Source organism: Enterobacter cloacae complex sp. 402C9 (assembly GCF_050030745.1).
In the GTDB taxonomy this organism is placed as follows: Bacteria; Pseudomonadota; Gammaproteobacteria; order Enterobacterales; family Enterobacteriaceae; genus Enterobacter; species Enterobacter intestinihominis.
In genome coordinates, this window is sequence record NZ_JBLGUW010000001.1 from 4,637,191 (window position 1) to 4,662,943 (window position 25,753).

Annotated in this window: 24 protein-coding genes; 12 read left to right on the plus strand and 12 right to left on the minus strand. The window is 56.3% G+C overall.

Annotated features, from left to right (window positions below; translation table 11 throughout):
• Nucleotides 1-152: 152 nt before the first annotated feature.
• A complete protein-coding gene (fieF, locus tag ACQG1K_RS22045) occupies nt 153-1,037 on the minus strand; it encodes a CDF family cation-efflux transporter FieF (RefSeq protein WP_063146857.1) in 885 nt (294 codons plus the stop codon).
• A gap of 153 nt (nt 1,038-1,190) precedes the next feature.
• Nucleotides 1,191-1,697 (minus strand): cell-envelope stress modulator CpxP, encoded by a 507-nt coding sequence (gene cpxP, locus ACQG1K_RS22050; protein ID WP_023305089.1) that lies wholly within the window; start codon nt 1,695-1,697, stop codon nt 1,191-1,193.
• Between the two features lie 150 nt (nt 1,698-1,847).
• Here cpxP and cpxR point away from each other — a divergent pair, with 150 nt between their 5' ends.
• Complete coding sequence (cpxR, locus tag ACQG1K_RS22055; protein WP_003862004.1) at nt 1,848-2,546, plus strand: envelope stress response regulator transcription factor CpxR; 699 nt, start codon at nt 1,848-1,850, stop codon at nt 2,544-2,546.
• The gene (gene cpxA, locus ACQG1K_RS22060) at nt 2,543-3,916 is read left to right on the plus strand and encodes an envelope stress sensor histidine kinase CpxA (RefSeq protein ID WP_022649811.1); all 1,374 of its coding nucleotides are present in this window, start codon (nt 2,543-2,545) and stop codon (nt 3,914-3,916) included. Before cpxR ends, cpxA begins: the two co-directional genes overlap by 4 nt.
• 99 nt (nt 3,917-4,015) lie before the next feature.
• Here cpxA and yiiM read toward each other — a convergent pair whose 3' ends face one another.
• On the minus strand, nt 4,016-4,690 hold the full coding sequence (gene yiiM, locus ACQG1K_RS22065; RefSeq protein ID WP_038416933.1) for a 6-hydroxyaminopurine reductase: 675 nt from the start codon (nt 4,688-4,690) through the stop codon (nt 4,016-4,018).
• Between the two features lie 66 nt (nt 4,691-4,756).
• Complete coding sequence (gene sodA, locus ACQG1K_RS22070) at nt 4,757-5,377, minus strand: superoxide dismutase [Mn] (protein ID WP_003861999.1); 621 nt, start codon at nt 5,375-5,377, stop codon at nt 4,757-4,759.
• A 288-nt stretch (nt 5,378-5,665) separates the two neighbouring features.
• On the opposite strand from sodA, the gene rhaT reads away from it, so the two are divergent.
• Complete coding sequence (gene rhaT / locus ACQG1K_RS22075; RefSeq protein WP_022649813.1) at nt 5,666-6,700, plus strand: L-rhamnose/proton symporter RhaT; 1,035 nt, start codon at nt 5,666-5,668, stop codon at nt 6,698-6,700.
• Here rhaT and rhaR read toward each other — a convergent pair whose 3' ends face one another.
• Together rhaR and rhaS (ACQG1K_RS22085) are read right to left on the minus strand one after the other, a co-directional pair.
• Complete coding sequence (rhaR, locus tag ACQG1K_RS22080; protein WP_126291875.1) at nt 6,701-7,549, minus strand: HTH-type transcriptional activator RhaR; 849 nt, start codon at nt 7,547-7,549, stop codon at nt 6,701-6,703.
• A gap of 73 nt (nt 7,550-7,622) precedes the next feature.
• Complete coding sequence (gene rhaS / locus ACQG1K_RS22085; RefSeq protein ID WP_022649815.1) at nt 7,623-8,459, minus strand: HTH-type transcriptional activator RhaS; 837 nt, start codon at nt 8,457-8,459, stop codon at nt 7,623-7,625.
• A gap of 301 nt (nt 8,460-8,760) precedes the next feature.
• Between rhaS (ACQG1K_RS22085) and rhaB the strand changes: the two genes are divergently transcribed.
• The 9 genes from rhaB (at nt 8,761) to rhaM (ending at nt 18,706) form a co-directional block, all read left to right on the plus strand.
• The gene (gene rhaB / locus ACQG1K_RS22090; protein ID WP_367076164.1) at nt 8,761-10,230 is read left to right on the plus strand and encodes a rhamnulokinase; all 1,470 of its coding nucleotides are present in this window, start codon (nt 8,761-8,763) and stop codon (nt 10,228-10,230) included.
• Nucleotides 10,227-11,486, plus strand: coding sequence for an L-rhamnose isomerase (rhaA, locus tag ACQG1K_RS22095; RefSeq protein ID WP_022649817.1), 1,260 nt, complete (start codon nt 10,227-10,229; stop codon nt 11,484-11,486). The genes rhaB and rhaA overlap by 4 nt, the downstream gene beginning before the upstream one ends.
• Nucleotides 11,487-11,607: 121 nt before the next feature.
• Complete coding sequence (gene rhaD / locus ACQG1K_RS22100) at nt 11,608-12,438, plus strand: rhamnulose-1-phosphate aldolase (protein WP_367076184.1); 831 nt, start codon at nt 11,608-11,610, stop codon at nt 12,436-12,438.
• A gap of 82 nt (nt 12,439-12,520) precedes the next feature.
• Complete coding sequence (gene rhaS, locus ACQG1K_RS22105) at nt 12,521-13,507, plus strand: rhamnose ABC transporter substrate-binding protein (protein WP_023298909.1); 987 nt, start codon at nt 12,521-12,523, stop codon at nt 13,505-13,507.
• Nucleotides 13,508-13,606: 99 nt separating this feature from the next.
• On the plus strand, nt 13,607-15,109 hold the full coding sequence (locus ACQG1K_RS22110; RefSeq protein ID WP_063138139.1) for a sugar ABC transporter ATP-binding protein: 1,503 nt from the start codon (nt 13,607-13,609) through the stop codon (nt 15,107-15,109).
• The gene (locus ACQG1K_RS22115; RefSeq protein ID WP_023305096.1) at nt 15,109-16,113 is read left to right on the plus strand and encodes an ABC transporter permease; all 1,005 of its coding nucleotides are present in this window, start codon (nt 15,109-15,111) and stop codon (nt 16,111-16,113) included. Before ACQG1K_RS22110 ends, ACQG1K_RS22115 begins: the two co-directional genes overlap by 1 nt.
• A complete protein-coding gene (locus ACQG1K_RS22120) occupies nt 16,110-17,111 on the plus strand; it encodes an ABC transporter permease (protein WP_063152739.1) in 1,002 nt (333 codons plus the stop codon). The genes ACQG1K_RS22115 and ACQG1K_RS22120 overlap by 4 nt, the downstream gene beginning before the upstream one ends.
• Nucleotides 17,112-17,246: 135 nt before the next feature.
• Nucleotides 17,247-18,395 (plus strand): lactaldehyde reductase, encoded by a 1,149-nt coding sequence (gene fucO, locus ACQG1K_RS22125; RefSeq protein ID WP_199159599.1) that lies wholly within the window; start codon nt 17,247-17,249, stop codon nt 18,393-18,395.
• A complete protein-coding gene (rhaM, locus tag ACQG1K_RS22130) occupies nt 18,392-18,706 on the plus strand; it encodes an L-rhamnose mutarotase (protein WP_022649824.1) in 315 nt (104 codons plus the stop codon). Before fucO ends, rhaM begins: the two co-directional genes overlap by 4 nt.
• Before the next feature lie 31 nt (nt 18,707-18,737).
• Here rhaM and ACQG1K_RS22135 read toward each other — a convergent pair whose 3' ends face one another.
• The 6 genes from ACQG1K_RS22135 to ACQG1K_RS22160 all read right to left on the minus strand — a co-directional run bounded on the left by ACQG1K_RS22135 (nt 18,738) and on the right by ACQG1K_RS22160 (nt 25,662).
• Complete coding sequence (locus tag ACQG1K_RS22135; RefSeq protein ID WP_022649825.1) at nt 18,738-19,442, minus strand: fimbrial biogenesis chaperone; 705 nt, start codon at nt 19,440-19,442, stop codon at nt 18,738-18,740.
• On the minus strand, nt 19,439-20,743 hold the full coding sequence (locus ACQG1K_RS22140) for a fimbrial protein (protein WP_022649826.1): 1,305 nt from the start codon (nt 20,741-20,743) through the stop codon (nt 19,439-19,441). Before ACQG1K_RS22140 ends, ACQG1K_RS22135 begins: the two co-directional genes overlap by 4 nt.
• Before the next feature lie 19 nt (nt 20,744-20,762).
• The gene (locus ACQG1K_RS22145) at nt 20,763-23,285 is read right to left on the minus strand and encodes a fimbria/pilus outer membrane usher protein (RefSeq protein WP_126490451.1); all 2,523 of its coding nucleotides are present in this window, start codon (nt 23,283-23,285) and stop codon (nt 20,763-20,765) included.
• 35 nt (nt 23,286-23,320) lie between these two features.
• Nucleotides 23,321-24,049 carry a fimbrial biogenesis chaperone gene (locus ACQG1K_RS22150; RefSeq protein ID WP_367076168.1) on the minus strand — a complete coding sequence of 243 codons (729 nt, stop codon included), beginning with the start codon at nt 24,047-24,049 and terminating at the stop codon, nt 23,321-23,323.
• Nucleotides 24,050-24,108: 59 nt separating this feature from the next.
• A complete protein-coding gene (locus ACQG1K_RS22155; RefSeq protein ID WP_022649829.1) occupies nt 24,109-24,648 on the minus strand; it encodes a fimbrial protein in 540 nt (179 codons plus the stop codon).
• A 465-nt stretch (nt 24,649-25,113) separates the two neighbouring features.
• Entirely contained in the window at nt 25,114-25,662 is a 549-nt protein-coding gene (locus tag ACQG1K_RS22160) for a helix-turn-helix domain-containing protein (RefSeq protein ID WP_367076170.1), read from the minus strand.
• Nucleotides 25,663-25,753 lie beyond the last annotated feature (91 nt).

A 25,753-nucleotide genomic window follows, 5' to 3' on the forward strand; every position in this document is an offset into this window, starting at 1 on the left:
AATCTGCTGCCGGAAGAAACTGTTCAACCGTCGAATACTGCAAATAGTATATCAATCCCTTCCAGCTGAATTGATTCAGGTCAGGCCATATGGTGGTAATTTATCCACAAAATGCTGGTCTGGCTCACTTTTTTACAACGAATTACGAAAGCTCAAAACGCCCTGGGGACGACAGAGCACGGATCCTGGTGAATAATGACGTCTGACCCAGGGAAACGCTGCAAAATCGCCTGCTCCACCTGTTCAGCGACCATATGCGCCTGAACCAGTGGCAGGTTGTCTTCCATTTCCAAATGAATCTGAATAAAGCGGGTCGGCCCTGACTGCCGCGTACGAAGATCGTGAGCACCACTGACGCCAGGCCAGTGGGTCACGATGGCATAAATTTCATCACGTTCTGCATCCGGAAGCGCACGGTCAAGAAGCGACTGTACCGCGTCATACCCCATCCGCAACGCGCAGTATAAAATATAGATCCCTATCCCTAACGCAAACAACGCATCGGCACGATGCCAGCCATACCAGGCCAGACCGAGCGCAATAAGAATTGCCCCATTCATCATAACATCAGACTGATAATGAAGCATATCGGCCCGTACAGCCTGGCTTTGTGTTTTGCGTACAACCCAGCGCTGGAACGTTACAAGAACAAGTGTGCTTATAAGTGCAACTACGGTTACGACCACACCAACGCCCGGATCGTTCATCGGAGAAGGCGAAATAAGATGCTGAATGCCGGTCAAAAACAGGAAAAGCGCGGAGCCAGAAATAAACATACTTTGTGCCAGCGCGGCCAGCGATTCCGCTTTGCCGTGGCCAAACGTATGCTCTTCATCCGCCGGTTGCAGCGAATAGCGCACCACCAGCAGGTTGGTCAGCGAGGCGGCAATATCCACAAGTGAATCCACCAGCGCCGCCAGAATACTAACCGACCCGGTGTACCACCACGCGAAAATTTTAATGATCAGCAAACACGACGCCGTCACCGTCGCGGCGATTGCGGCCCGGCTTACCAGCCGTCCATAGGATTGATTCATAAACACTCCTGTCATGCCATGGCGCTAGTATAACGGATGGTTGAGGAGTCAAAGGATGAATAAACGGTTAACAACACTGAACGATGGGCAAAAAAAACCCCCACATCATGTGGGGGAAGACAGGGATGGTGTCTATGGCAAGGAAAACAGGGTTTACTGGTTACTACGGGTACTGCTATTGCTACTGAAAAGCGTCATATCTGAGCTTCGCTGCATCCGTGCAACCTCACGCAACTGGTTCATACGTTGCTGATGTTTGGTATTCAAAACCGCTTGCTGCTCGGGCGTTAGCAGGTGGAACATCTGGTTGCGTACCTTCGCCATTTCTACCTGGCGGGCAACCTGTTCCTGCGCCATTTTTTCTGCCTGAGCGCGTACAGCGCTTTCGTCAAAATTTTCTGCGGTGACAAGGCGATGCATTGTCTCCATTTCGCTAACATTAACAGGGGGCTGGTCGTGTCGTGCCCTCTGCATCAGATCTCGCATCTGTTGACGCTGATGTTCGGTTAAACTTATGCCGTCAAACATATGGCTTTGGCTGCTGTGCTGCGTTGCGCCCTCTGCTGAGGAACCGTTATCGCTGTTGATAGCTACAGCAGCCTGGCTAAACGCACAGAAGGCCAGCGTTGAGGCCATGACGGCAGCGGTAACTTTGCGCATCACTTGCTCCCAAAATCTTTCGTGTCGCGATTCAACGAGAGACAGTCTACGATTCAGGCTGCAAACATGCGTCAGGGGGTGTAAAACAACGTAAAGTCATGGATTAGATAGCCTTGATGTCGTAATTTCTGCCTCGGAGGTATTTAAACAATGAATAAAATCCTGTTAGTTGATGATGACCGAGAGCTCACATCTCTTTTAAAGGAGTTGCTCGACATGGAAGGTTTCAACGTCCTGGTTGCCCACGATGGGGAACAGGCGCTGAGTCTCCTTGACGACAGCATCGATTTACTTTTGCTCGACGTCATGATGCCGAAGAAAAACGGCATTGATACGTTGAAAGAGCTTCGCCAGACACACCAGACCCCCGTCATTATGCTGACCGCGCGCGGCAGCGAGCTTGACCGCGTACTCGGCCTTGAGCTGGGTGCGGATGACTATTTACCTAAGCCGTTCAACGACCGTGAACTGGTGGCCCGTATTCGCGCGATCCTGCGCCGCTCTCACTGGAGCGAGCAGCAGCAGAATACCGACAACAGCTCACCTACGCTGGAAGTGGACTCCCTGAGCCTGAACCCGGGCCGCCAGGAAGCGAGCTTCGACGGTGAAACGCTGGAGCTAACCGGCACCGAGTTCACCCTGCTGTATCTGCTGGCGCAGCATCTCGGCCAGGTGGTGTCGCGTGAACACTTGAGCCAGGAAGTGCTGGGCAAACGCCTCACCCCGTTTGACCGCGCCATCGATATGCATATCTCGAACCTGCGCCGTAAGCTGCCGGAGCGTAAAGACGGTCACCCCTGGTTTAAAACCCTGCGTGGTCGCGGTTATCTGATGGTTTCCGCTTCATGATAGGGAGCTTAACCGCCCGCATCTTCGCCATCTTCTGGCTGACGCTGGCACTGGTTTTAATGCTCGTTTTGATGTTGCCAAAACTCGACTCACGCCAGATGACGGAGCTGCTCGACAGCGAGCAACGTCAGGGCGTGATGATCGAGCAGCACGTGGAAGCGGAGCTGGCAAACGATCCGCCGAACGATTTAATGTGGTGGCGCAGGCTGTTTCGCGCTATCGACAAGTGGGCGCCCCCCGGACAACGTCTTTTACTGGTCACTAGTGAAGGCCGCGTGATTGGGGCCGATCGCAATGAAATGCAGATTATCCGCAACTTTATTGGCCAGGCGGATAACGCCGATCACCCGCAGAAAAAGAAATATGGTCGGGTAGAAATGGTGGGCCCTTTCTCGGTGCGGGATGGGGAAGATAACTACCAGCTCTACCTGATTCGCCCCGCGAGCAGTTCCCAGTCCGACTTCATCAACCTGCTGTTTGACCGTCCGCTGTTGCTGTTGATTGTCACCATGCTGGTTAGTTCCCCACTGCTGTTATGGCTGGCGTGGAGCCTGGCGAAACCGGCGCGTAAGCTGAAAAACGCGGCGGACGAAGTGGCGCAGGGCAACCTGAGGCAGCATCCGGAGCTGGAATCCGGGCCGCAGGAGTTCCTGGCCGCCGGAACCAGTTTTAACCAGATGGTGAGCGCGCTTGATCGAATGATGACGGCCCAGCAACGTCTGCTGTCGGATATCTCCCACGAGCTGCGGACGCCGCTCACGCGTTTACAGCTGGGTACCGCCCTGCTGCGCCGTCGCAGCGGTGAGAGCAAAGAGCTGGAGCGTATTGAGACGGAAGCGCATCGCCTGGACAGCATGATCAACGATCTGCTGGTGATGTCGCGCAATCAGCAGAAAAACGCGCTGGTGAGCGAAACGGTGAAAGCCAATCACCTCTGGCATGAGGTGCTGGACAACGCGGCCTTCGAAGCGGAACAGATGGGCAAATCCTTCACCGTCAATTTCCCGCCGGGCCCGTGGCCGCTGTACGGTAACCCCAACACGCTGGAAAGCGCGCTGGAGAATATCGTGCGTAACGCCCTGCGCTACTCGCACACGAAGATTGAAGTGGCGTTTTCGGTGGATAAAGACGGGATCACTATCATCGTGGACGACGACGGTCCAGGCGTCAGCCCGGAAGATCGCGAGCAGATTTTCCGTCCGTTCTACCGTACCGACGAGGCGCGCGACCGTGAATCTGGCGGTACGGGGCTGGGTCTGGCGATTGTTGAAACAGCCATGCAGCAGCACCGTGGCTGGGTGAAAGCCGATGACAGCCCGCTGGGCGGGCTGCGGCTAACGCTGTGGCTGCCGCTGTATAAGCGTTCGTAATCCCCTCACCCTAACCCTCTCCCCATAGGGGAGAGGGGACGGCTCGGTGCGGTCTTTTCACCCTCGCCCCTTTGGGGAGAGGGCCGGGGTGAGGGGCAATTATTTCCCCCACAATCTCCGCGAACTGCTCTCGATCTTGCCGCTTATCCGCCGCTTCTGCATCGTTCTGGTCCAGCTGGTGGATAATCCTGCCGCTGACAGCAGGCGGTGAAACTGTTCATCGTCGAACGGCATATGCCAGGCAATGGCACAGGCCTCGAATACCGACACCTCACTCAGGCGCGAAGCCAGCTCAATCGGCGCATCCGCCGAAACCTGTCCCGCCTGCACAACGCGATACAGCCAGCCGGTTTTACCCGCGTTTTGCAGCTGGGCCGACATATCCTGAATGCCAAAATGGTAGTTAAGTTTGAAGCACGGCGAGCGCGGCTGGGTGACCTGAATCAGAGCATCGCCCCAGCGATAAATATCGCCAATAAAGACGTTCTTCTCCGTCAACCCTTCCGTTGAGAGATTTTCGCCAAACGCGGGGGCGACGAAAAGGTCCGCCTGTTCAGGAAATTCGGTTTTCCAGTGCTGATAGTGCTCGCGCGGATAGTGGCACAGCGCGCGATCGGGCCCGCCGTGGATTTTCTTTTCGGCCTGCTGGTCACCCGCCAGACCAAGCTCGGTAAGCGTCAGCTCACCGTCGACCTGCACTTTGGCGATAGCGCTCGGGCGACTGCCTTCGTACTCCCTTACCTTGCCTGTAAACACATTCACCGGGTAATGCATCTCCACTCCTTCAGATACAAAAAAAGCGAGTCATCAGACTCGCTTCTCACAGGCGTCAATGCAACCTTATTTTTTAGCGGCGAAACGCGCTGCTGCTTCGTCCCAGTTCACTACATCCCAGAAGGCTTTGATGTAGTCAGGGCGACGGTTCTGGAACTTCAGGTAGTAAGCGTGTTCCCACACGTCCAGACCCAGAATTGGGAAGCCGGATGCGCCAGAGATAGCTTCACCCATCAGCGGGGAGTCCTGGTTTGCGGTTGAAACGACCGCCAGTTTGTCACCTTTCAGGACCAGCCACGCCCAGCCAGAGCCGAAACGGGTTGCAGCGGCTTTTTCGAATTCCGCTTTGAAGTTGTCAACGGAACCGAAGTCACGCTCGATAGCCGCTTTCAGGTCGCCCTGAAGGGTGGTGCCGGTTTTCAGGCCTTTCCAGAACAGGCTGTGGTTAGCGTGACCGCCCGCGTTGTTGCGCAGCACGGTTTTCTTGTCTGCTGGCAGCTGGTCCAGTTTGGTGATCAGCTCTTCAACAGGCAGATTAGCGAACTCTGGCAGGCTTTCCAGCGCAGCATTCGCGTTATTCACGTAGGTCTGGTGATGTTTAGTGTGATGGATTTCCATCGTCTGCTTGTCGAAATGCGGTTCCAGTGCGTCGTAGGCATACGGCAGGGATGGCAGTGTATAACTCATAATCCTCTCCATTATTGTCGGGCGGCACAGCTGTTAATGCCGCGTAAGCAGTTGGTTCATTATAGTTAATTAAATGATATTGAAAATGATTATCAATGCCGTAGTTTTTATAAGGTTATTCGGTTTTTGAGAAATGAAGGAATTGTGAGTCTGCTCACGCGGTTAACGTGCTGATTGCCATTCAAAACAAAAGTGCGGCAACCTTCTGAAGGTTCCCAAACCGCCTAATTTTTACACTCATCAAGTCGGCGGGAAGCCTCCGGCTATAAAAACGATGAGGATGTAAAAATGAATCATGCGATTACGATGGGTATCTTCTGGCATTTGATAGGCGCGGCCAGTGCAGCCTGTTTCTATGCCCCGTTTAAAAAGGTGAAAGGCTGGTCATGGGAAACCATGTGGTCCGTTGGCGGTACCGTGTCCTGGCTGATTTTGCCGTGGACAATCAGCGCCATGCTGCTGCCCGATTTCTGGGGCTACTTCTCCTCCTTCAACGCCTCCACCCTGCTGCCGGTATTCCTGTTCGGCGCGATGTGGGGTATCGGTAATATCAACTACGGCCTCACCATGCGCTACCTCGGAATGTCGATGGGGATTGGCATCGCGATCGGCATTACGCTGATTGTTGGCACCCTGATGACGCCAATCCTCAACGGCAACTTCGATGTGCTGATCAACACCCAGGGTGGGCGAATGACGCTGCTGGGCGTGCTGGTAGCGGTGATCGGCGTGGGAATTGTCACCCGCGCGGGCCAGTTGAAAGAACGCAAGATGGGCATCAAAGCCGAAGAGTTCAACCTGAAGAAAGGGCTGCTACTGGCGGTGATGTGCGGCGTCTTCTCGGCGGGCATGTCGTTCGCGATGAACGCCGCCAAACCGATGCACGACGCCGCTGCGGCGCTGGGCGTCGACCCGCTGTACGTTGCCCTGCCAAGCTACGTGGTGATCATGGGCGGCGGCGCACTGGTAAACCTCGGCTTTTGCTTCATTCGTCTGGCAAAAGTGAAGAATCTGTCGGTAAAAGCCGACTTCTCGCTGGCAAAACCGCTGATCGTCACCAACGTCCTGCTTTCCGCCCTCGGCGGTCTGATGTGGTATCTGCAATTCTTCTTTTACGCCTGGGGTCACGCCAGTATTCCGGCGCAGTATGACTACATGAGCTGGATGCTGCACATGAGCTTCTACGTGCTGTGCGGCGGGCTGGTTGGGCTGGTGCTGAAAGAGTGGAACAACGCCGGGCGTCGTCCGGTTGGCGTGCTGAGCCTGGGCTGCGTGGTGATTATCATTGCGGCCAATATCGTCGGCCTCGGCATGGCGAACTGATTACGCTGCCTTTCGACTGCGATGACGCCACTGAACCGGCGTCATCCCCACCTCACGGTTAAACACCACCGAAAAGTAGTTACTGTCCTCAAAGCCGCAGCGCATCGCCACTTCACTCACCATCAGCTCCGTATGCTGTAACAGATACTGAGCGTGGCAGATGCGCAGCTGGCGCAGATAGTGGTTTACCGTCATCCCCGTCTGGGTGCGGAACTGCTGGCGCAGCGCGCGCTCGCTGCACTGCTCCTGCTCGCAGAATTTTTCCAGCACGAAACTCTTGTTAAGACTGCCCGCAAGCCGGGTGATGAGCTTATCCAGCAGCGCTTCCTGCGTGGTGGCAGAGGGATTATCCGTAGCGTAACGATGGCGCTTCAGGGTTATCACCAGCTGGGCAAAAAGCAGCTCCGACATCTGGTTTGCCACCGGATCGCTCTTCTGGCTCTCCTGCTCCAGCTGGGAAATCGTCTGGCGCACCTGAGCCATGCCGTTGCTGCTTAAGCGCCAGTGCGGTTCGCCTCTGGCATCATGTAAACCGGGGATATTGCCCGCCCAGTCGACATTCAGTTTAAGCCTGTCAGGGCAGTAGATGACGTTCTGCAACACCAGATCGTTAACCGAGGCGTAAGAGTGTTTATCTTCGGCGCGGATGTAGAACAGGTCTCCGCGCGTGATGCGGTAGGGACGGTCGTTGAGGACGTGCAGGCCGTTGCCCCGCCACACCAGCACCAGCTCGCAGAACTCGTGGGTATGCTCGGCAAAGACGTTTTGCGGATAGCGGTCCGCCACCGCGACGGCCTGACTCGCGGAGGCAAAAAAATCATCTTTACGAAGAATTAACTGAGCAGCCACACCACAACCTCGACGGCGAATAACCGGACATTATTAGCCTTTCTGCGGTAAAAAAACGGTGACTGCCCTCGCGTTACTGAAGCAACGCGTCTTTCCCCTGACGGATATCGCGCGGCGACCAGCTAAATTCCCGACGAAACAGCGTTGAAAAGTGGTTACTGTCGCCGAAACCGCAGCGATAGGCGATATCCGTGACGCTTTCATCCGTGTGCCTTAAAAGGTGACGCGCTTTGATCAGGCGCAGACGGTTGAGGTAGCGCTGCGGCGTCAGCCCGGTATGCTGCTTGAGCTGACGATGCAGCGTGCGCAGCGAGAGCGAAAAGTCATCCGCCAGCGTTTCCCAGCAGACATCTTCGGCAAAATGATCTTCCAGCCAGGCCATCAGCTGATTCAGGCGCGCGTCGTTATTTTCCAGCCCTTCCACCAGGCTGCTGCGCCGCAGCAGCACCAGCAGCTGCATAAACAGCATCTCGCGGGTAGCAATGGCGTGCGTCTCCTGTCCATCCTCGCTCTGCTCCATCTGGCTTACCAGCTGACGCACCTGCTGCAACGTGGACTGATTCACCCGCCAGTGCGACGGGTAGTGGCCGTCCTTCTCCTGCGGCAACAGCTGATTCAGCCCGGAGAGAAACTGAAACGCATCCGGAGAACGATAGAGCACATTGGTCAGGCACAGGTTATCGGTATGTTCATACAGGTGCCTGTCGTGATCGCGCACGAAGCACACCGTACCGCCGCTGATGGTATACGGCTGACCATTAAACACGTGGATGCCCGTTCCGTGCTCAACAATCACAATTTCATGAAAATCATGATGATGTTCCGGGAACGCAGCCTGAGGCAGCCGTGGCTCAATCGCAACCGGCGAAGCCCCCGAAGGAAAAAAATCGACGCTGTGCAGTACGGTCATAACGGCCTCTACCAATGAGAAAAGTTCTCAAAATAGTAATTAAGGCCTTCCCCGCTCACCTTAAATTTTTGACAGCAAACCGCGCAAAAGCTGCCGGTTTTTCAAGAAACAGGCGGAAAGATCGGGAAATGCGGTCAGCGTCACACTGCCTGCAAACCCCGCGATTACTGGAAACTGTGAACTCCCTCACGTTCATCTTTGCTTTCTTGCCAGCGCGAGATTTGGGCTGTCAGTGGCGAGAAGGTGGCTATTTCTTCCCTTTCTTACACTCCTCGGTAATGACTTAAGAAAGGACCCGACCATGACTTTTCGCCATTGTGTGGCTGTCGATTTAGGCGCATCCAGCGGCCGTGTAATGCTCGCCACCTGGGACTGCGACCTGCACACCCTTACGCTTCGCGAAATGCACCGTTTCGCCAATTGTCTGCAAAAACAGGACGGTTTTGTTACCTGGGATATCGACGCCCTGGAAGCAGAGATCGGCACCGGACTTCACAACGTCTGCGAAGACGGTATTCGCATCGACAGTATCGGCATTGATACCTGGGGTGTGGATTACGTGCTGCTGGACAGTCACGGCGAACGCGTCGGCCTGCCGGTCTCCTACCGCGACAGCCGCACCGATGGGCTGATGGCGCATGCCATCGCGCAGCTTGGCAAGGAGAACATCTATGGTCGCAGTGGCATCCAGTTCCTGCCGTTTAACACGCTGTATCAGCTACGTGCGCTGGTTGAGCAACAGCCTGAGCTGGTCGAAAAGGTGGCGCATGCGCTGCTGATCCCGGACTACTTAAGCTACCGTCTGACCGGCAATATGAACTGGGAATACACCAACGCCACCACCACGCAGCTGGTCAACATCAACACCGATAACTGGGATGAACATCTGCTGGCCTGGACGGGCGCCTCGCCGTCCTGGTTCGGCGCGCCAACCCATCCGGGCAATGTGATCGGCCACTGGCTTTGCCCGCAGGGGAATGAAATCCCTGTTGTCGCCGTCGCCAGTCACGACACCGCGAGCGCGGTCATTGCCTCGCCGCTCGCCGACAAAGATGCGGCCTATCTCTCTTCCGGCACCTGGTCGCTGATGGGCTTCGAGAGCAAAACCCCGTACACCAGCGATGCCGCGATGGCGGCGAACATCACCAACGAAGGCGGTGCCGAAGGCCGCTACCGGGTGCTGAAGAACATCATGGGGCTGTGGCTGCTCCAGCGGGTGCTGAAAGAGCAGGCCATCACCGACCTGCCCGCGCTTATCGCGGAAACCGAAACGCTGAAGGCCTGCACCTTTCTGATCAACCCGAACGACGATCGCTTTATCAACCCGGTGCACATGAGCGCCGAAATCCAGGCCGCCTGTTTTGAAGCGGGGCAGCCGGTACCTTCCCGCCCCGCCGAGCTGGCACGCTGCATTTTTGACAGCCTCGCCCTGCTGTATGCCGACATCCTGAGCGAGCTGGCTGACCTTCGCGGCAAACCGTTCACACAACTGCATATCGTGGGCGGCGGCTGCCAGAACCAGCTGCTGAACCAGCTCTGCGCGGATGCCTGCGGCATTACCGTGGTGGCAGGTCCGATTGAAGCCTCCACGCTCGGCAATATCGGCATTCAGCTGATGACCCTGGACGAACTTTCAAACGTCGACGATTTCCGTTCGGTGGTGACGGCGAATAACAGCCTGACCACCTTCACCCCCCATCCCTGCCATGAAATTGCCCGCTACCGGGCGCAGTTTCAGCAAAAACGACTGACTAAGGAGCTTTGCGCATGACCACTCAACTTGAACAAGCCTGGGACCTGGCTAAACAGCGTTTCGCCGCCGTCGGCGTGGATGTCGAAGAGGCGCTGCGCCAGCTCGACCGTCTGCCCGTCTCCATGCACTGCTGGCAGGGTGATGACGTCGCCGGTTTCGAGAACCCGGGCGGTTCCCTGACGGGGGGTATTCAGGCCACGGGTAACTACCCGGGCAAAGCGCGCAACGCCACCGAACTGCGTGCGGATCTGGAGCTGGCGCTGAGCCTGATCCCCGGGCCAAAGCGCCTGAACCTGCACGCCATTTATCTCGAATCCGACGAGCCGGTCGCGCGTAACGAAATCAAACCGGAACACTTTAAGAACTGGGTGGAGTGGGCGAAGGCCAACCGGCTGGGTCTGGATTTTAACCCGTCCTGCTTCTCGCACCCGCTGAGCGCGGACGGGTTTACCCTTGCGCACGCCAACGACGAAATACGCCAGTTCTGGATCGACCATGTCAAAGCCAGCCGCCGCGTCTCGGCGTATTTCGGCGAGCAGCTTGGCACGCCATCGGTAATGAATATCTGGATCCCGGACGGCATGAAGGACATCACCGTAGACCGACTGGCCCCGCGTCAGCGTCTGCTGGCCGCGCTGGATGAAGCTATCAGCGAAAAACTGGACCCGGCGCACCACATCGACGCCGTCGAGAGCAAGCTGTTCGGCATTGGCGCAGAGAGCTACACCGTGGGCTCAAACGAGTTCTACATGGGTTACGCCACCAGCCGCCAGACCGCGCTGTGCCTGGATGCCGGCCACTTCCACCCAACCGAGGTGATCTCCGACAAAATCTCCGCCGCCATGCTCTACGTGCCGCGCCTGCTGCTGCACGTCAGCCGCCCGGTGCGCTGGGACAGCGACCATGTGGTGCTGCTGGATGACGAAACCCAGGCCATTGCCAGCGAAATCATCCGCCACGACCTCTTTGACCGCGTACACATTGGCCTCGACTTCTTCGACGCCTCCATCAACCGCATCGCGGCGTGGGTTATCGGCACCCGCAACATGAAGAAAGCCCTGCTGCGCGCGCTGCTGGAGCCTGTCGCCGCCCTGAAACAGCTGGAAGAAAACGGCGACTACACCGCGCGCCTGGCGCTGCTGGAAGAGCAGAAATCCCTGCCGTGGCAGGCGGTGTGGGAGATGTACTGCCAGCGTCACGATGCGCCTGCGGGCAGCCAGTGGCTGGACAACGTGCGGGCATATGAGGAAGACGTGTTGAGTCAGCGCGGGTAACAGCCCCCTCACCCCTGCCCTCTCCCCAAAGGGGAGAGGGAGCAAACCATCCCCTCTCCCCTTTGGGGAGAGGGTTAGGGTGAGGGGTTCAACCTCACCGCGATAACTGGAAATGAAAACTATGCAGACCATCACCACTTCCTGGTTCGTCCAGGGCATGATCAAAGCCACCTCTGACGCCTGGCTCAAAGGCTGGGATGAGCGCAACGGCGGCAACCTGACGCTACGCCTGGACGACGCGGATATCGAGCCATTTGCCGCCGATTTCCACCAGAATCCGCGCTATATCGCCCTGAGCCAGCCGATGCCGCTGCTCGCCAACACGCCGTTTATCGTCACCGGTTCCGGGAAGTTCTTCCGCAACGTCCAGCTCGACCCGCAGGCCAACCTCGGCGTGGTGAAGGTGGACAGCGACGGTGCGGGCTACCACATTCTCTGGGGTCTGACGGACGACGCGGTGCCTACCTCTGAACTGCCGGCGCACTTCCTCTCCCACTGCGAGCGCATCAAGGCGACCAATGGCAAGGACCGCGTGATCATGCACTGCCACGCCACCAACCTGATCGCCCTGACCTACGTGCTGGAAAATAATTCTGATTTCTTCACCCGCAAACTGTGGGAAGGCAGTACCGAGTGTCTGGTGGTGTTCCCGGACGGCGTCGGCATTCTGCCGTGGATGGTGCCGGGCACCGACGAAATCGGTCAGGCAACCGCAACGGACATGCAGAAGCACTCACTGGTGCTGTGGCCGTTCCACGGCGTCTTCGGCAGCGGCCCGACGCTGGATGAAACCTTCGGCCTGATCGACACCGCTGAGAAATCCGCGGAAGTGCTGGTGAAGGTCTATTCCATGGGCGGCATGAAGCAGACCATCACCCGGGAAGAGCTGATCGCCCTGGGCAAACGCTTTGGCGTCACCCCCATGCAGTCGGCGTTAGATCTGTACCAATAACAACATCGCGCCCCGCTCATTGAGACGGGGCGAAAACCACCTGCAATCCCTACAACTAACTCAAGTCAGTGGAGTAAAAGCAATGAAAATAAAAGCAAGCTTGATCCTCACCGTTGCCGCTCTGGCGTTGTCCGGTTCCGCTTTAGCAGAAGTGAAAATCGCCCTGGTGGCGAAGTCCTTAGGAAATGGATTCTTCGAGGCAGCGAACGTCGGCGCGCAGGAGGCGGCCAAAGAGTTAGGCGATGTGAAAGTGATTTATACCGGCCCGACCACCACCACGGCGGAAGCGCAGATCGAGGTGCTGAACGGGTTGATCGCCCAGGGCGTGGATGCGATCGCGATTTCCGCGAACGATCCGGACGCCGTCGTGCCGGTGCTGAAAAAAGCGATGCAGCGCGGCATTAAGGTTGTGTCGTGGGACTCCGGGGTGGCGAAAGCCGGACGCCAGATCCACCTCAACCCGTCCAATAATGCCCTGATTGGCGAAACCAACGTGAAGCTCGCCGCCGACGCGCTGAAAGCGCTGAATGTCGAGAAAGGCGACGTGGCGGTGCTGAGTGCCACGCCAACCTCCACCAACCAGAATACATGGATTGCGGAGATGAAAAAGGTGCTGCCGAAGTACCCGTCCGTCAATCTGGTGACCGTGGCCTACGGAGACGATCTCTCTGACAAAAGCTACCGCGAAGCGGTCGGCTTGCTGAAAACCTACCCCGAACTGAAAGTGATTGTTTCGCCATCGTCCGTGGGCATTGTGGCCGCTGCGCAGGCGGTGAAGGACCAGGGCAAGATTGGCAAAGTGTACGTCACCGGTTTAGGCCTGCCGTCCGAGATGGCGGGCGCGGTGAAGTCCGGCGCGAGCAAGAGCTTTGCCATCTGGAACCCGATCGACCTCGGCTATGCGGCAACCTACCTGGCGGATGACCTGGTGAAAGGCACGGCCACGAAAGGTGAGGCCAGCATGGGCAGACTGGGCAAAGTGAAGCTGGATGCTGACGGCAACGGCGCGATGGCCGAGCCGTTCGTCTACGATGCCAGCAATATTGATAAGTTCTCGAAAATCTTTTGATGCAATTTGTAGGCCGGATAAGCGTAGCGCCATCCGGCAAAAGGCGGGTGGCGCTGCCGCTTACCCGCCCTACAAATTCCTCTGTCCAGGAGAACTATCATGACCCCATTGCTACAGCTTTCTGGCATCACCAAGGTGTTCCCCGGCGTGCGTGCCCTTGAGAACGTGCAGCTTGCGCTGTGGCCCGGCAAAGTGACGGCGCTTATCGGCGAAAACGGCGCGGGCAAGTCGACGCTGGTCAAAGTGATGACCGGCATTTACCAGCCCGACGAGGGCGAAATTCTCTATAAAGCGATCCCCGTTCATCTCCCGACGCCGGAGTCGGCGCATAAAATGGGCATCACCGCCATTCACCAGGAAACCGTGCTGTTTGATGAACTCTCGGTCACCGAGAATATTTTTGTCGGTCAGTACCTTCACAAAGGCTTCCTGAAAAAGCTCGACTGGCCGGAAATGCACCGCCGGGCGCAGGCGATCCTCATGCGGCTGGAAGTGCAAATCGACCCGCGCGCGACGCTGAAAACCCTGAGCATCGCCCAGCGTCACATGGTGGCGATTGCCCGCGCGCTGTCGTTTGAGGCGCAGGTGGTGATCCTCGATGAACCGACGGCGGCGCTGTCGCAGCATGAAATCCTCGAGTTTTACCAGATTGTGGAGCGCTTAAAGCAGGAGGGCAAAGCCATCCTGTTTATCTCCCACAAGTTCGACGAGATTTTTGAGCTGGCGGACCATTACACCATTTTGCGCGACGGCGCGTTCGTCGGCGCAGGTGCAATAAATGAGATCACCGAGGAGCGCATGGTGTCGATGATGGTCGGGCGCGCCATTACCCAAACTTTCCCTAAAATCGACTGCGAAAAAGGCGAGACGGTGCTGGAGGTGAAAAACCTCTGCCATCCGACCGAGTTTGCGCATATCTCGTTCTCCCTGCGTAAAGGAGAAATCCTCGGCTTTTACGGGCTGGTGGGGGCCGGGCGTACCGAGCTGATGCAGGCGCTTTCCGGCGTCACGCGGCCATCGTCCGGGGAAATTATCCTCAACGGACAGCCCCGGCGCTTCCGCCAGCCTGCGGATGCGATCAAAGCCGGTATCGTCTGCGTGCCGGAAGAAAGACAGAAACAGGGGGCGATTATCGCCCTGCCGATTGCCCAGAACATCAGCCTGCCTCAGCTCAGCAAGCTCAATCCGAACGGTGTGCTGCATGACGATCGTGAATGGAAGCTGGCGGACGAGTACGCCAAACGCCTGCAAGTGAAAGCCTTCAGCTGGAAGCAGGCGGTGGAGACCCTCTCTGGCGGCAACCAGCAAAAGGTCGTGATCGGCAAATGGCTGGCGACGCACCCTGACGTGATTATCCTCGATGAGCCGACAAAAGGCATCGATATCGGCTCAAAAGCAGCCGTGCATCAGTTTATGTCCGAGCTGGTCAGTCAGGGGCTGGCGGTAATTATGGTCTCGTCCGAACTGCCGGAAGTGATGGGCATGGCGGATCGCATTATCGTCATGCACGAGGGGCTGATGGTGGCCGAGTACCAGGCGGGAGACGCGACGGCGGAAACCATCGTCAGCGCCGCCAGCGGTGCAAAACAGGAGGCGGCATAATGCTTAGCTCACTCTTAAAACACCGCGAAGCCCTGCTGGGCGCGGTGATTATCCTGATGATCGTCGCCATTGGCAGCCGCGTGCCATCGTTTATCGCGCCGGGCAACCTGGTGGAGATGTTTAACGACACCGCCATTCTGATCGTCCTCGCGCTCGGGCAGATGATGGTGCTTCTCACGAAAGGCATCGACCTGTCGATGGCGGCCAATCTGGCCCTGACCGGGATGATTGTCGCCCTGATTAATTTCCATTACCCGGACGTGCCCGTCTGGGCGCTGCTGATCCTTGCCAGCGTGCTTGGGCTGCTGATGGGCGCGATAAACGGCCTGCTGGTGTGGAAGCTGGGCATTCCGGCGATTGTGGTAACGCTCGGCACCATGAGCATCTACCGCGGAATGATCTTTTTGCTCTCCGGCGGCGGCTGGGTGAACTCAAACCAGATGGGTACAGATTTCCTCGGCCTGCCACGTGCGTCAGTGCTGGGCTTGCCGGTGCTGAGCTGGTGCGCCATCGCCGCGCTGCTGCTGGTGGGCTACTTCCTGCGCTACAGCCGCACCGGACGAGCGCTCTACACCGCAGGCGGTAATGCCACGGCAGCGTACTACACCGGGATCAACGCCGGAAAAATGCAGTTCATTAGCTTCTGCCTTTCCGGTCTGCTGGCCGGGTTCTGCGGCTACCTGTGGATATCGCGCTTTGCCGTTGCGTATGTTGACGTCGCTAACGGTTTTGAATTGCAGGTGGTGGCAGCCTGTGTGATTGGGGGGATCAGCACCATGGGCGGTACCGGGCGCGTGCTCGGCTGTCTGTTTGGCGCACTGTTCCTCGGGGTGATTAACAACGCCCTGCCGGTGATCGGCGTCTCCCCGTTCTGGCAGATGGCGATTTCCGGCACGGTAATTGTGATAGCAGTGCTGCTGAACGAGCGCGGCAATAAACGTAAAGGCCGATTGATACTACGCGATGCGGCGCTGGCACGTCAGAAACTGGCGGTGAAATCATGAGCAAAATGATGACATCTGAAGCAATCAAACCCACTTCTGCGCCGGGCATCTTCCAGCGTCTGCTGTGCTGGGAGGGGTTCCTGCTGGCGGTGACGCTGGCGGTGTTTGTGGTGAACGCGCTCGCCTCACCCTACTTCCTCAATATCTGGAACCTCTCCGACGCGACGTTCAACTTCACCGAAAAAGCGATCATCGTGTTGCCGATGGCGATGCTGATTATCGCCAGGGAAATTGACCTGTCGGTAGCCTCCACCATCGCGCTCAGCTCCACGGTGATGGGCTTTTGCGCGGCGGCGGGCGTCGATACGCCGCTGCTGGTCTGCGTCGGATTAGGCGTCGGGCTACTGTGCGGGCTGTTCAACGGCATTCTGGTGACGCGCTTTAACCTGTCGTCCATCGTCATCACCATCGGCACCATGAGCCTGTACCGCGGGATCACCTACATCCTGCTCGGGGATCAGGCGCTGAACAGCTACCCGGAGAGCTTCGCCTGGTTCGGCCAGGGCTACGTCTGGGGCGCGCTGTCGTTTGAGTTTGCGCTGTTTATCGTGCTGGCCGCTCTGTTTGCCTTTGTGCTGCACCGCACCAACTTTGGCCGCCGCACCTACGCCATCGGCAACAACCCGACCGGCGCGTGGTACTCCGGCATCAACGTGAAGCGCCACAATCTGATGCTGTTCGCGCTGGTGGGACTAATGTCCGGCCTGGCGTCAGTGCTGCTTACCTCGCGTCTGGGCAGCACTCGCCCGACGATTGCGATGGGCTGGGAGCTGGCGGTGGTGACGATGGCGGTGCTCGGCGGCGTCAATATTCTCGGTGGGTCCGGCAGCATGGTGGGCGTGATTATCGCCGCCTTCCTGATGGGGCTGGTGACCTTCGGCCTGAGCCTGCTCAACGTGCCCGGCATTGTGATGTCGGTGATTATCGGCGCGATGCTGATCGTGGTGATTTCGCTGCCGATTATTACCCGCCGGATGATGCAGCGAAGACGGAATTAAATTGCCCCTCACCCCTGCCCTCTCCCCTGAGGGGAGAGGGTGAAAAGCCGCACCGAGCAGTCCCCTCTCCCCTCCGGGGAGAGGGTTAGGGTGAGGGGAACGGATTACCTCAAAAGCATATTAAGGAGAATTATCATGAGCTTTATGTTGGCACTCCCCAAAATCAGCCTGCACGGCGCGGGCGCGATCGGCGATATGGTCAATCTGGTGGCAAACAAACAGTGGGGAAAAGCGCTGATTGTCACCGACGGCCAGTTGGTGAAGCTGGGCCTGCTCGACAGTTTGTTTTCCGCGCTCGACGCCCATCAGATGTCGTATCACCTGTTCGATGAGGTCTTCCCAAACCCAACGGAAGCGCTGGTGCAGAAAGGCTATGCGGCATATCAGGACGCGGAGTGTGATTACGTGATTGCCTTCGGCGGCGGCAGCCCGATTGATACCGCCAAGGCAATCAAAATCCTCACCGCCAACCCCGGTCCGTCAACCGATTATTCCGGCGTCGGCAAGGTGAAAAACGCGGGCGTGCCGCTGGTGGCGATCAACACCACCGCAGGCACGGCAGCGGAGATGACCAGCAACGCGGTGATCATCGACGCCGCGCGTCAGGTTAAAGAGGTGATTATCGACCCGAACATCATCCCGGATATCGCCGTGGACGATGCCAGCGTGATGCTCGATATTCCGGCCTCCGTGACCGCCGCAACCGGCATGGACGCGCTAACCCACGCCATTGAAGCTTACGTCTCCGTGGGCGCACACCCGCTGACCGATGCCAACGCGCTGGAAGCCATTCGCCTGATCAACCTCTGGCTGCCGAAAGCGGTCGAAGACGGTCACAACCTGGAAGCGCGCGAGCAGATGGCCTTTGGGCAGTATCTGGCGGGCATGGCGTTTAACAGCGCCGGGCTGGGGTTGGTGCATGCTCTGGCGCACCAGCCGGGCGCGACGCACAACCTGCCGCACGGCGTCTGCAACGCCATCCTGCTGCCGATCATCGAAAACTTTAACCGCCCGAACGCGGTCGCCCGATTCGCCCGTGTGGCGCAGGCGATGGGCGTTGACACGCGCGGCATGAGCGACGAAGCGGCCAGCATGTCCGCCATTCAGGCGATTCGCGATCTGAGCGCCCGGGTCGGCATTCCGTCCGGATTTAGCCAGCTTGGCGTGACCAAAGCCGATATTGAAGGCTGGCTGGATAAAGCGCTCGCTGACCCGTGCGCGCCGTGCAACCCACGTACCGCCAGCCGCGATGAGGTCCGCGAGCTGTACCTGGAGGCATTATGATCCGCAAAGCGTTTGTGATGCAGGTAAACCCGGATGCGCACGAGGAGTATGCGCGCCGCCACAACCCGATCTGGCCTGAGCTGGAAGCGGTACTGAAAGCCCACGGCGCGCACCACTACGCCATTTACCTCGACAAAGCCCGCAACCTGCTGTTTGCGACAGTGGAGATTGAATCGGAGGAGCGCTGGAACGCGGTGGCAAACACCGACGTCTGCCAGCGCTGGTGGAAACATATGGCTGACGTTATGCCGTCTAACCCGGACAACAGCCCGGTGAGTGCGGAGCTGAACGAGGTGTTTTACCTGGACTGAGCCATGGCCCGGCATATTGTGTCGGGTCGCGTTATTTAACCGGCCAGTTATAAACAGCGCTATTACCGTTGTCGTCGATTAACTCCCCCTGCACCTGCCCGGAGAAGGGGGCATTGGCGGCAAAGGCGTAGCGCTTCTCCCCGAAGGGGGCAACCATCATGTCGGGTAGTTGTGTCACCGGATACAGCTTTTCGCCTGCCTTAAAGTTAATGCCCGCAAAAGAGACAAAGTAAGGCGAATCATTATGACAAACCAGCACAGAACCCTCGCGATGAAAGGTTAATCGCGCCCACGCGCTTTCTGGATTGTTGAGCGACGCCGGACGCCAGAATATTTTCATCTGTGTATTCATCGTCAGCACCATGCTTTGTTGTTGTGTGGCAACACTTCCGGTAGGCGGGATTTCATAGATGTTCAGCCAGAATGCCGATTCCCGGTCAGTGGGCATACGCGCTTTGTTGTGCATGATACGTAGCCCTTGTACGCCCTTAGGCTCCAGACGAAACAACGGCGGCACCGCAACAAACGGCGTTTTAACACTTCCCGGTTCGCGATTGATATCGCCATCATCCACCCAGGTTTGCACGACTACCGGCCACGGATTGGTATTCACCAGCATCAGACTCTGTTGCGCTTCGCCTTCATGAAAAATCACACGCGTTGCGGAGGCAATAATGCCCGCTGCGCAGGGCCAGGACACAAGCATCCATAGCAATAACAGAGAAATACGCATCATTGCACTTTCACCCAAACATACGCCCTGGCATCTACCTTACCGGCAGCGATCGCCTCGTCAGGTAAACGCACCAGTGAAGCATTAAAGTTAATCAGGTAGTCCTGGGTATTCCCTGATCCTGCAATTCGGGTTGCCCCTACATTGACGGGATACCAGCCACCGCTATTGCCCGTTGCGCAACTGGTGGTCGTACAGCGATCCCAACCGAGGAACTGGCGAACTATACCGTCGCTGGCATTAGCAATCTGTATCCCCACTCCCCTTGCCATACCGGTTTGTCCGTAATTCTCGGAAAGGAGATGGCTCACCCCGCCGCTGCTGTTTACCAGCCCAAGAGTTTGCGCGGCGAGAAAGCTTTCGTAAGGCACCTGTAACCCCAGCGCCGTCTGGTTTTGCGCCACACCGCCGACGGCTGTATTTTCACAACGAACCGTCACGCTGAAATTGGCTTGCGCCGCTTTGCCGCTTTCCAGCTCAGTTCGCGAAATAGAAGGGAACACGACCACAGGCGTGACGTTTTTCGCCACGCACGTAGCGATGGTGGTCAGCGTTGAGACAGGTGCCGTTCCCATGTTTAACGCCATCCAGTTATCGTAACCCCACCCGGTGTAACTGGTTGCCGAGTCTCCGGAATCACAGTAAGCATCGTTATTTTTACTGCCCGGCGAACAAAAACTGACGTAGCCATTGGGCTGATTACAGCTATAGCTGCCGCTACTCACCGGAGCGCCACACCAGGTTCCAGCTCCCGTGTTGGTGGGAACATCTGCGCTGAGACGAATCGCCTCGGCGCGAATGGGGCTAAAATCCTTGACCCGAATATAAATTTTTTTGCCATCGTCTGAGACCGCGTAACGGGTCATCGGTATCCGTTGATAATTTCGGGTAAACACAGTGCCTGAGTTAAGGTGCGTTAAACGCACCCCGACTTTTTTAAATAAGGTGCCGTAAACATTCGGATTACCGCTTGCCTGCCCCATATCCCAGTAGCCGCCGTAACGGTCATCTCCGTTAGTGGCAATGATTTCGAAGATGTTATTTTTATCGCTAATATCGCAGACCCACAAAATATTATCGGGGCTGCTATAGAGCGGATTATCAGAGAAGCGCACCACGCTACTAGCCAAAACTGTACCTTCCGGCTGAACGTCAATGCTGCTGACATTGATACGCCCCAGCGCAAGCCCTGTCCCCATTGCGTCCTCTTCGGTGTGCTCGAATTTTGGCCCTTTTTCGCACTGGGCAAACGCCGCCACGCTCATCAGGCAAAATGCCGCGACGACAAAACGTAGTCTGTTCATGATTTCCTCCCTGGTGGGCTTAACGGCAAGGCAACGTTAATACCCGTAACGGTTCCGACGGCTGCGTATTTTGCCAGGCTATTCGACAGCTTTCCTGCTGGGCCTCCCCCCACTTAATCCGCAATATGCCTTTCTCGTCGCTGGCGCGAAAATAGAGCTGACTCGCCTGCCCCATCATGCCAATGCTGTTGTCATACTCATCGTAAACGGCGGCCCCCATCGGGATAAGCTCACCTTTCAGCCTCTGCGCAGTGATCAACATGGCCTGTCCCTGAAGCGTGGTGTAGCGCAGGCGAACCATCGCCCCGGCGAATGGCGCAACACGCTGAACCGATGTCTGGAGTTCCACATCGTCGGCCATGTCTTGCGGGTCCAGGCTGACAGTATTGAACTGATAAGGCACCAACGATGGTGCAAGCGCATAGCCAAACGCGTTCACCTGTGCCCCTTGCCCGCCGGATATCCGTGCGCCATCCGCACCGGGTGCTTCAATCAATGCGAAGGTGTCACCAAGATACGGTCCCGGCGTGATACCTCCACGATGCAATACCAGTGCCCCCTGTAACGATGCCGACGCCTGCCAGTAATCGCTGGAGGAAGACCACGACGCGCCGCCGCTGGCCCAAGGGAAATTCTTCTGAAAATTTGCTCCCCAGACAGACTGCTCCCCGCGATCGTTTGTGGCGTAGTTGAGGCTGTAGCTCAGCGGATCGCGCTCACCCATCACCCCGCTAAGCGTCGACTGATAATCTCCGCCGTCATCATCACTATGGTTAGCGCTAATCGAAAGCATTGGCGAGTAGCGACTCTGCCCAAGCGGAATAGAAAACGATAATGACCACAGCGTTTGCGTTTTTGCCTGCCAGGCGTCGCTCCAGTCGACGGCGTTCCCCATGCCGTTTTGTGAAGATGGGGTGATTCGTCGGGTGCGCGCCGCCGTAAGGTTCACCGATATGCCGTAGGCAAATGCCTTACTCCAGCTGGCCTGAAGCTGCTTATCGCGGCTTTTCTGGTCGCGATAGTCCTGTGAAGAGAAGGAAAGATTAATATTACCCAACCAGTCCAGCGCCTGGCTGGCCGAAAGCTCAACCCTGGAGCGCTGCCGCCAGGTGGAGGATTGCCACTCCTCATTATGCGCAGCGCGTGAACCGAGCACATCGTACAGCTCAGCATAGCCGCCTGTAGAGTAGCGGTAGCCCGCCAACGCAACCGACGTCCCCGTCTGTGGAAAATGTTTACTGTAGTTGAGCCTGGACATCCAGCCGGTTTGGTAATCGTCGCTGTTCAGCCGTGCGCGCGAGAAAGTGCTGTCCATCCCCCATGCGCCCAGCGTGGAACTGTAAACGCCGCCGAGCATAAACGCCTGATAGCCGTTTGCCAGTTGATTGCCCGCATTGATAGTGAGCGCATTCGTTACCCCGTGCTGCCAGACAATTTCACTGAATTCGTCATTGTTGCCCACGTCCCGCACGCGCCCCACTGTCGCACTGTATTCCGAAAACCCCGCGCGCATGGATTCCGCCAGCGCGGAAAAGGGTACGTTAAACGTACTTTCATTCCCATCCGCTTCCGTGACAATGACGTTCAGATCGCCTGCGTAATTAGTGGGATAAAGATCGTCAATCGCAAACGCACCGGGCGCGACCGTGGTTTCATAGAGCGTGTTGTTGCCCTGGCGAATGGTTACTTTGGCGTTGGTTCGCGCAATCCCACGCACCACTGGCGCGTAGCCGCGCTGAGATTCCGGACGCATTCGGGTATCGGAGGTGAGCTGCACGCCGCGAAAGCTGATCCCGGAAAAAAATCTGCCGTCGGTGTAGCCTTCGCCAATCATCATTTCACTGCGCAGCGGCACAATCGCTCGCTGGACATAGCGCCGCGTTGTTGTCCAATGGCTGCCCAGATCGCTGTCATAGTTGAGCGCAGACTGCTGACGATAGCGCCACAGTCCCAGATTTAACCCGCCATTCAGGTTCAGGTAAGTGGAGTCTGTCGTGCCACCGCCATCCTGCTTTTGCGTGACGTGGTACTGGTTAGCCATGTAGTTGAGAAAGAGCATACTTTCTCCGGACTCCAGGCTCTCTTCACGTATCCCTCCTCGCGGCAGTTTATCCAGCAGGGTTTGTGGTACCGAAAAATCAACACGCATTTGCGACATCACGCTGCTCACCGTGATGCCGGAAAAAAGCGCATTGTCCGGACGATAGCAGCCTTCTCCAGGCTCTTCCGGCAACGATTTCAGCCCAATCTTTTTTAAGGTACCCCAGCTAAAACACGGCATTACGCGATGTTCCACGGCTGTAAATACGATGTCATCCCTCGCGGCCAGCGTACCGTTAACATATAGATCCAGTGTATAACTGCCGGGCTTGATCATTGAATCCTGGTTTAACTGTTCAATATCAACCTTATTCAGGCCAGACCCGCGAAGTAGCGACGCGTCAAAGACATACGCTTCTTGCGCTTGCACGAAAGAGGCGCTGATTAACGTCAGCGTCGAGACAAACAGACAACACCGGGGATACGCGCGATGTCGGAGCATAAAACCCTCCCTGCCCACTCTTTCCATGTCGACTTCTAGCGAGGCAGCGTGAAGGTGTGGCTCACCGCCGTGCCATAATCATTCATGGCGTAAACCGTGACAGATGTGGCCACCGGATCGGTTAAAACCCAGCGTGTGTCGCCAAATGGTGGAATCATCACCGATTGGCCAACCGCCGTAGATTTCTCACCTCGGGTTAACAGCGCGTTGCGCAGTGAAATATGCCATGGCGTAGGGTTTTGTAACGTCAGCATATTTCCTTTACGCTGCACCTGAAGTTGCGTCAGAGCCTGACTGGCGTCGCCGCGCAGACCGGGCGGGCGATAAAATACTTTGAGCCGGCTTTTTACAATCAATGCCAGGCGATTCTGTGCAAGATCGGACGATTTAATGGCGGGATATTGCAAATAATTAAACCAGAACACGGACTCGCGATCCTGTGGGAGCTGTTGGGTCTGCCCTGTAAATTTTAGCCGCAGCGCATGACCATTCAGCGCATTAATCCGAAATATTTGTGGCGTGACGATAAAAGGTGCATCCGCTGTGTCTGGCGTTGAGTCTGGGTTATTTTTATCCAGCCACACCTGCACCAGCATCGGTGTATCACCATTGTTAGAAAATTCTACAACCTTATCTTTTGCATCAGCAGAATAAATTATTCTATTACCTTTAAGAATAACACTGGAAGATGCTATGTTCGATATAAAAACAGAAGACAAAAATGCCATTACAGCAATAAAACAGCATTTATTAGTGTACAGCATATACACCTCCCTAATTAATAGGGAATAAATGGCGCTACGTTAAGTAGCGCCTAAAAGAGTTACAAATAGGTAATTGCGAACTGTGCTTGCGCTTCTACTGCTCCGGCCGTAGCCCCGCCAGCAGAAGAGTAGTAACGTGCAGCCATATCAAAGGAGACAGAGTCTGGACCGCTCGTTCCACCTACCGTCTGCATAGACGTTTTTGCTATGCCGCTGGTGAAGTCCAGCTCGGTCGTGCCTTCAAGTAGCTGAATAGCAACGTTCGTCGCCGGGCTTGCCGCCGCGATATTTTTTAGGTTGTTACCGTCCAGATAATTACTGACAAAACGTACGCCTGCCGAAGATGACGACGTCGCAGTAACATCGCAGCCGCTCAACGTCACAGTGAAAGGCGTTTGCCCTGCGCTGGACCCCGCGGCCGTCAGCTCGCTTTTACTAACGGCAGGCAACAGGACAACCGGATAAGAATCGGTGCCATTAATTTTTATGGTACAGGTTTGATCGGTAACTTCTCCTAAAAAACGTACGGTATTATTTGCATAGACAGCGCCACTTACTCCGACAGATACAATAAATGCAACCAGCACTCTTTTTTTCATTTTTATTGTCTCCTTTACATGCCCTTATCGTTATAAGAGCCAATGCGCGAATAATGATTATTTCTTAGAACAAACATACCCCTATAAAAATTATGTGTAAATATATTTCAGAGGTTAACAAATCATAAAAATAAGCAACCCTGCGAAAAAACAAGGTAATCACACATAAATTCTATGAATAACAAAAATAGGTTAACAGGATAAAGTATCGCCATTAAACGTGACGTCTCCCACCTAACCCAATGAATTCTCGCATAAACGAACAATTAGTCTTTCATATTCATTTATAATCCAAATGATTAAATATTCTAAAAACTGTATTAAACTTAAATTAAAGTACAAAGAACAATTCACGCCATAAATGATTTAATGGTCGAATATATTTAATATGGATATTTTGTTTTATGATCTTAGTCTCATTTTATCGCCCCGCTGTCGTCTTACCGGCAGCGGGTTTGCCGCTGTTTAGCTTTGTTCCGCCACCAGCAGCGCGTGCGTATCTGGCTCCAGCGCCTTAAAGATATGCGGCTGGTCAGCGGGATAGCAAATGTAATCTCCCGGGCCGAGCTCTTCTGCCGCGTCGATCAGGCCGACCATCGCCCGCCCCTGGGTCACGATAATATGCTCAACCGACCCTGGCGGATGCGGCTGGGAAATACGGTCTGCCCCCGGCTGAGTCAGCAGCAGGTAGATATCACGACGCGCCCCCGGCGGACACGCCGCGAGCAAAATCGCCTCGTAGTTCGCCTGCCCGGCGACAACTTTTGTGCCCTCGCCGCGGCGGAGCACCTGCGTGACGGGTTGTTGCGGCTCCAGTAACCGGGCAAACGGAATATCCAGCGCCACGCAAAGCGACCAGAGCGTTTCCAGGCTAGGGTTGCCGTTGCCAGACTCCAGTTGAGAAAGCGTGGATTTAGCGATCCCGGCACGGCGGGCGATCTCCGCCAGCGAAAGTCCGGTTCGCAGGCGTTCTCGCACCAGGCTTCTGGCGATTACGCTGATTGGCTGCGTCATAATAACGGCCTCATTCTCTCTATAACGAACGAATCGTTCGCCTTGTAAAACGTTTTTGATGCGTTCATTATAATGGAAATACGTTCGATAT